The following is a 6,642-nucleotide window of genomic DNA, read 5'->3' on the forward strand; positions in this document are numbered from 1 at the left end:
ATCGTTCTCCCTGGACTCCATTCGTAACCTCGCGTCGCCTCCCAGGGTGATCTTACTGAGACCCGCCGTATTCTCAAAACTCACGCTTGCCATCAGATCAGGTACAGAAGTCATGGCCAGGAATAGCATAAGCAATAATAATGGAAACACGTATCGCATCTTTCCCTCCTTGATTATTTTACCTTCTCGATCAGCTCCTTGGTGTCGACAGGTTTGCTCTTGACCTCCTCAGGTTTCTCCCTGGGCTTCATGAAATCCGGGACCGGTGAGACATCCTTCCAGTTGATTCCTTCTTTCTTCTCCAGGGCGTTGAGTCTCCGGATCATGCTGGCGTCTTCCCAGATCTCGGAAAGCATCAGCTTCAGGGGGGCATTCCCGTACCAGTGGCTCCAGTCCGGGCTCATGTGGTAGGCCCCCTTCCAGGCATGGATGTTGTAGAACTTGTACATGTGGAAAAACTTGGCCTCGATCCCCGAGACCTGCTCATAGAGCTCATGGCCCGTGAGCCAGATATCCTTGCCCTTGGGGAAGGGCGCCGGATTTTCGATCCGGTCAGACGGCATGGGGCTGAGCAGTCCGTCATCTTTCAGACCCTGGATGATCTTGTAGGCCTCGCCGGTCACGCCGTCGGTCGCGATCTTGATCCCGTCCGCTGTGCCCAGCTTGTGCCTTGCGAATCGTTCCGAATGGCAGTTCTTGCAGATGGCCAGCATCTTGTCCCTCTCTCTCTTAAAGTCATCGGGGCTGATCTCGTTCATGTTGATCCCATTCGGGTCCGGGTGGTATGCGTCACCGCTCGGATTATTCCCGATGAATTTCCCCTGCGAGGACCCGCCCAGGGTGATCCCCTGGCTCACATCATGGGTCCCCCTGGACATGTGGCAGGTCACACACCCGGGGGCACGGCCCCCTTCTTCAAAGATCTTTCCCTCGACCGAAGCGATGACCCCATGCTTGGAGGATTCGTAGTACTCGGTCTGCGCATGGTCAGGCCCCATATGGCAGGTGGCGCAGGCCTCAGGCCTGCGTGCCTCGGCCGGATCGAACCGGTGCCTGGTATGGCAGGAGTCGCATTTCAGCGCAACGCTGTGGCACGTGCCGCATCCCATCTCTTTCATCTCCTCATACTGCGCCCCGCGCCGTCCGGCCTGGGTGTGCGCTCCGTAGAAACCGTACCGCCCGTGCTTGCCCGCAAAATGCTGCTCCACGCGTCCGGGATGGCAGGTCCCGCAGGTCTTGGGCAGGGGCATGAAAACCTGGGGGTGGGTGCCGTGACAGACGGAGCAGTCTATCCCGTTCTTGCCGTGCTTGCTTGCCTTCCATTCTTCAACCGCCGAGGGTGTATATTTCTCGTGGCACTCGACACAGTTCTTCTTGCCGGCGGCCTCGGGCACATCCGGCGGCGTGTACTGGGTGGGATCATAGTACCCCTGCCCCGCATCGTTCCAGGATGCAGTCATAGAGGTGTAACGGTCATGATAACCCTTCTGCGGCGTGGGGATTTCCCGGGTCCCTTTTGAATATTTTGTCGGGTCAAACGAGGTCTCCGGGCCCGCGGCAAAGCTCCACAGCGGAAAGGCCAGGACTGCGGGCAGCAGGACGCAAAAAATAAACCTCCTTCGGTGTTCTCCTTCCATCTTTTCTCCTCCTCTGTTGATATAGACACCATGTACCCTTTAAAACGGCCATAAATCCACGTTATTCATCCACCACCCGGCGGGACGGTCGGTAAGCAGAGAGAGATGGAACAGAAACAAATAGAATGCAAGTAATTATACAGAGCGTCATAAATCAACAACGTCATTCACCGACTTGGAGACTGTGTCGCAATGCAACGCTATTTTAAGAAGTGGGGAATGAGCGCTTACATGAGCAACCAACTTGCTTGTCGATCCCACAACATAACTTCCCCTGGTTAAAATGTGGGAAACAATTTTTTATTTTTCGCTCCAAAATGCATTACGACACAGTCTCTTGATCGGGGAATCCAGATAAAAGAAACTGGATTGTCCGGTCAAGCCGGACAATGACAAACTGATTACTACTTCTGTCGCTGTGTATAAATGGAATTTTATATAAAATTCATCTCATGTATGTGATCTGGATCACGAACAAGGACTTTATATGAAAATCTTCGTCCCGTCAATTCATTGCTAAGTGGTCCTGTTCGTAAATATGGTGACGTACCGAGAGGGTCGTAGGGTGGTCTCATCAAGGCGCGCAACTGAGGCGTACCCCTCTGGTACACCGCAAGGAGCACAACGCCGAGGAGACCGCCCTACGGCACTCGAATGCCACCGTATTTACGAATAGGGCCACTAAGGGGATGAAAGGGAGTCTTCCGGAGAAGAACCGATCAGATCACGGCCCTTTCCACATTTGTGAGAGGATGTTTCAGGAAACACTCCCCGACCTTACGGAAACGGTCCGGAGAGTCGGTCACATAGAATTTTCGAATCGGATGCGGATTCCCGGTCCTGGGGTTACCGTTCACGGCCAGCATCCGCTCCACTTCACGGGCCGTCTCCTCGGCTGAATCCACGAGTCTCACCCCTTCACCCATGACATCCTGGATGGCAGACCTCAACATGGGATAGTGCGTGCAGCCCAGGACCAAGGTGTCGATACCTGTATTCCGAAAATCTTTCAGATACTCCATGGCCACAAGGGACGTCAACTGATGGTCGGCCCAACCTTCTTCTGCCAGGGGAACGAAGAGCGGGCAGGCCTTGGTGTGGACCTCCACGCCTGCATCAATCCCGTGAATTGCCTTGACATAGGCGCTGCTCCCGATCGTCGCCTCGGTCCCGATCACCCCGACCTTCCTGCAGGCCGAGTAGGAAACGGCGGCACGGGCGCCGGGAATGAGCACACCGATGACGGGTACGTCGTATCGGGCAGTCAAATCCGGGATGGCTACCGAGGAGACCGTATTGCATGCCACGACCAGCATCTTGACTCTATGCTCAATCAGGAAATCCGCGATCTCCACGGAATATCTGGTTACAGTTTCAGCGGACTTGATCCCGTAGGGGACCCTGGCCGTGTCTCCAAAATAGATCAGATCCTCAAATGGGAGGCGGTTCATAATCTCATGAAGAACGGTCAAACCGCCTACTCCGGAATCAAAGATGCCTATCGGACGGTCCAACTTAGTCTCCTGCCTTAAGATCCGGTAAAGGGGCGCGGATATCCATGTGGCCGAAGAAGGTCTCGGCCTCCATGCCGTTCAGCAGGACCTTTATCTTCTCAATTTCAGGAAAGTTCTTCATCAAAGAGGACTGAATGGAGGAGAGAGCAAGATATTCCATCAAACATCCTGCGGAACCTGCCTTGGATGCCGGGATCTGAAAATCCAGATAGACGCACCCGCCGGAGAGATAGAGTTCCCTGAGCATGATCCCCTCCGGAAAGACCGGAAGCAGGGAATCGGACCGGGGGCCTCTCAAAAGGAGGACCAGAACCTGCCGCATGCGGTCCACAGGGTCCTTGGACTTGTAGATCACGCCGTTCTCCCCCTTGAGTACGAGGTCTCGGCCCGGGAAAAAGAGCTGGATGGGCATACGCTCCATATCCTCGCTATAAAGAGAAAAACCGGGCATATAGACACTCTCCACCTTGTCTTTCTTCGGCGCATGGGTTTTCTGCAGAACCAGATAGAAAGCCCCGGCTGCGGCAAGGATCAGGACAAGAACCGTCCAGAACCTGGAAAATCTGAAACCCGGTTTCTCCTGTTCATTCATGGCCTGCTCCTGAACCTGCCTGTTTTACAAAGAGCCGAATCCCTTCATAGATGGCATTCGCGATCTCTTCCCGGAAATCTTCTTTGCTGAGCATCCCTTCCTGTACCGGATTGGTCAGGGCTGCAGGCTCGATCAAGACCGCAGGCATGTCCAGGGCGGCAAAGGGATAGACGGGAACGGCATGGACTCCGAGGTCAATTTGTCCGGAGAAGCGCTGGATCCATACCTGGTGAAGGGTATCGGCCAAGCGCCGGCTCTCTTTGATGTAGGGAGCCTGCTGCCGATCCCAGATGGAAAGTTTACTTTCCGGATGATCCTCAGAGGAAGCCCTCAGATAGGCCTGGTCGATATAGAAGAGTCCGAATCCCTGGGTCGTTTGATCCGGAAAACCGGAGAGATGGATGCTGACATAGAGCGTTCCCCGGTTATTGTCCGCCAGAGAGGCCCGCTCAGTCAGGGTGAGCGCTTCATCCCTGGAACGGGTCAGGAAGGTCCGATACCCCAGACCTTTGTCAATCAGACTTTTGACCTTACCCGCGAGGTCCAGACAGACCTCTTTCTCGGTCAGCCCGCCCGGTCCCACCACTCCCGTGTCCTGGCCGCCGTGGCCGGCATCGATGACGATCACCAGATCCTGCTCGGACAAGGTATATCCCTCAGGCGGAAACATCGTCATCCATATCAAGACGAGGAGTAAGAACGGATAGCAGATCTTTATTCCACGGCTTCTTTCTTGCATGCGGCAATCCACTCCTGCAACCCGACAAATCCCTCTTTAAAAGTGATTGATCATAGTGCAATTGAGGAAGGTTGTCAAATGGATGGAGCAAGATAATTCTTGACTCAGGATCGGAAAATCATTAGTATAATTAAATTTTATCACAAATCAAGGAGGCATCCGTGATTCGGATGGACGGCAGGACAAAAGATGCCTTAAGATCGGTCAAGATAACCCGCAGATTCATCCGGCATGCGGAAGGATCGGTGCTGATCGAGATGGGTGAGACCCGCGTGGTCTGCACGGCCACGGTGGAGTCCAGGGTCCCTCCGTTCATCAAGGATTCCGGACGAGGCTGGGTCACGGCGGAATACGGTATGCTTCCCCGGTCGGCTCACGAGCGGATCGTACGGGAGTCCGCCAAGGGGAAGGTCGGCGGCAGGACCCATGAGATCCAGCGTCTGATCGGCAGGTCCATGCGCTCCGTGGTGGATATGAGCGCCATTCCCGAACGGACCATCCTGCTGGACTGCGACGTCCTCCAGGCCGACGGCGGCACCCGGACGGCTTCGATCACCGGTTCTTTTATCGCTCTGGTGGATGCCTTGGACTGGATGAACAGAGGCGGCCTGATCCGAAAGATCCCGGTCGGCGACTATCTTGCCGCGGTCAGCGTGGGGATCCTGGATGGGGAGGTTATTCTCGATTTATGTTATGATGAAGATTCGAAGGTCCAGGTGGACATGAATATCGTCATGACCGGGAGCGGACGTTTTATTGAAATACAGGGCACGGCGGAAGGCAATCCCTACACGCGCAGGGAACTCGACGAGATGCTTTCCTATGCCGAAAAAGGGATCCGTGAACTGATCGGCATTCAGAAAGAGTCTATCGGTGAGATCCTCCACCTCTCATAAAGGAATCAGATGGACGTCGTGATTGCGACCAGGAACCGGAACAAGGTTGAAGAAATCTCACAGATGCTTCAGGGATCAAAGTTCAAAGTCATCTCCCTGCTGGATTTCAAGGATCGGAATCTGCCCGAAATTCAGGAAGACGGCCTGACCTTTGAAGAGAACGCCAGAAACAAGGCCCTGACCATCGCCAAGATGACCGGACGCCTCACGCTTGCGGATGACTCAGGACTCATGGTGGACGCGCTGAACGGCAGGCCGGGGGTCCTCTCGGCCCGATATTCCGGGGAAAATGCGACACCCGAAGAGAACAACCGGAAACTGCTCGATGAGATCAAGGATGTGCCCACGAAAAAAAGAACGGCCCGGTTCGTCTGCGTGGTGGCCATTGCCAGGCCTTCAGGCAAGGTTCACGTGGTCGAAGGGAGATGCGAAGGGCTGATTGCCAAGGAGATCAGAGGGGAGACCGGCTTCGGTTATGATCCGCTTTTTATCGTCCCTGAATATGATAAAACCTTTGCAGAATTGGGAATTGCCGTAAAGAACCGGATCAGCCACCGGGCCATCGCCATTCAGAAGGCCGTGGAGGTCCTGACCGGCCTGTCGGAACATGAAAAAGGTTGAATTTCTGTTCTGAAGCCGTTATACTTGCCATATCGTCAGCGGTAACGCCGTGGCATCTCTCTTCATGGGAGTCAACGACGGGGCGTGGCGCAGCCCGGTAGCGCACCTGCTTTGGGAGCAGGGTGTCGGAGGTTCAAATCCTCTCGCCCCGACCAGCATGACGCAGGATGCGCCTGTAGCTCAGTTGGATAGAGCAACGGCCTTCTAAGCCGTGGGCCCGGGGTTCGAATCCCTGCAGGCGCGCCAATGAATTTTGCAAAGAGAAATTCATGATGGTGAGTGTAGCTCAATGGTTAGAGCACTGGACTGTGGCTCCAGGGGCTGGGGGTTCAAGTCCCCTCACTCACCCCAATTTTTTCTCTTTGAGAAAAAAAGTAATTTGCATCGCAAATAAATATCCTCCGGCAAAGCCGGAGGTATTACGATTGCCGGCCCCTCAAAGGGGCCTGATCGCAATCGGTTAAAAAACACCCTCCCCTCAATCCCCTCCCATCAAGGGAGGGGAAGCCCACTGGCAGTTCCCTCGCCCCTTGTGGGAGAGGGTAAGGGTGAGGGGTAAAGCATTTCGATTAAAGGTGCCTTTGCGGAGCAAAAATTCTAAATTTTATGAAGTAAAATTTAGCGCCCGTAGCTCAGCTGGATA

6 protein-coding genes and 3 tRNA genes are annotated in these 6,642 nt (G+C 54.5%); 5 read left to right on the top strand and 4 right to left on the bottom strand.

All coding sequences use genetic code 11. From position 1 onward, the window contains the following. Positions 1–173 precede the first annotated feature (173 nt). The 4 genes from AUK29_09515 to AUK29_09530 all read right to left on the bottom strand — a co-directional run bounded on the left by AUK29_09515 (position 174) and on the right by AUK29_09530 (position 4,482). Entirely contained in the window at positions 174–1,637 is a 1,464-nt protein-coding gene (locus AUK29_09515; protein OIP61958.1) for a hypothetical protein, read from the bottom strand. A 719-nt stretch (positions 1,638–2,356) separates the two neighbouring features. Beyond that, positions 2,357–3,151, bottom strand: coding sequence for a glutamate racemase (locus AUK29_09520; GenBank protein ID OIP61959.1), 795 nt, complete (start codon positions 3,149–3,151; stop codon positions 2,357–2,359). A gap of 1 nt (position 3,152) precedes the next feature. Then, positions 3,153–3,743 carry a hypothetical protein gene (locus tag AUK29_09525; protein OIP61960.1) on the bottom strand — a complete coding sequence of 197 codons (591 nt, stop codon included), beginning with the start codon at positions 3,741–3,743 and terminating at the stop codon, positions 3,153–3,155. Beyond that, positions 3,736–4,482, bottom strand: a complete 747-nt coding sequence (locus tag AUK29_09530; GenBank protein ID OIP61961.1) for a hypothetical protein — start codon at positions 4,480–4,482, stop codon at positions 3,736–3,738. Before AUK29_09530 ends, AUK29_09525 begins: the two co-directional genes overlap by 8 nt. 164 nt (positions 4,483–4,646) lie before the next feature. Here AUK29_09530 and AUK29_09535 point away from each other — a divergent pair, with 164 nt between their 5' ends. The 5 genes from AUK29_09535 (at position 4,647) to AUK29_09555 (ending at position 6,350) form a co-directional block, all read left to right on the top strand. Beyond that, positions 4,647–5,378 carry a ribonuclease PH gene (locus AUK29_09535; GenBank protein OIP61963.1) on the top strand — a complete coding sequence of 244 codons (732 nt, stop codon included), beginning with the start codon at positions 4,647–4,649 and terminating at the stop codon, positions 5,376–5,378. A 9-nt stretch (positions 5,379–5,387) separates the two neighbouring features. Continuing rightward, positions 5,388–5,999, top strand: coding sequence for a non-canonical purine NTP pyrophosphatase, RdgB/HAM1 family (locus tag AUK29_09540; GenBank protein ID OIP61962.1), 612 nt, complete (start codon positions 5,388–5,390; stop codon positions 5,997–5,999). A 78-nt stretch (positions 6,000–6,077) separates the two neighbouring features. Further along, positions 6,078–6,154, top strand: a tRNA-Pro gene (locus AUK29_09545). Positions 6,155–6,168: 14 nt separating this feature from the next. Next, positions 6,169–6,245: transfer RNA gene (locus AUK29_09550), tRNA-Arg, on the top strand. A 29-nt stretch (positions 6,246–6,274) separates the two neighbouring features. Next, positions 6,275–6,350, top strand: a tRNA-His gene (locus AUK29_09555). Positions 6,351–6,642: the final 292 nt, after the last annotated feature.

This window comes from Nitrospirae bacterium CG2_30_53_67 (assembly GCA_001873285.1).
Taxonomy (GTDB): domain Bacteria; phylum CG2-30-53-67; class CG2-30-53-67; order CG2-30-53-67; family CG2-30-53-67; genus CG2-30-53-67.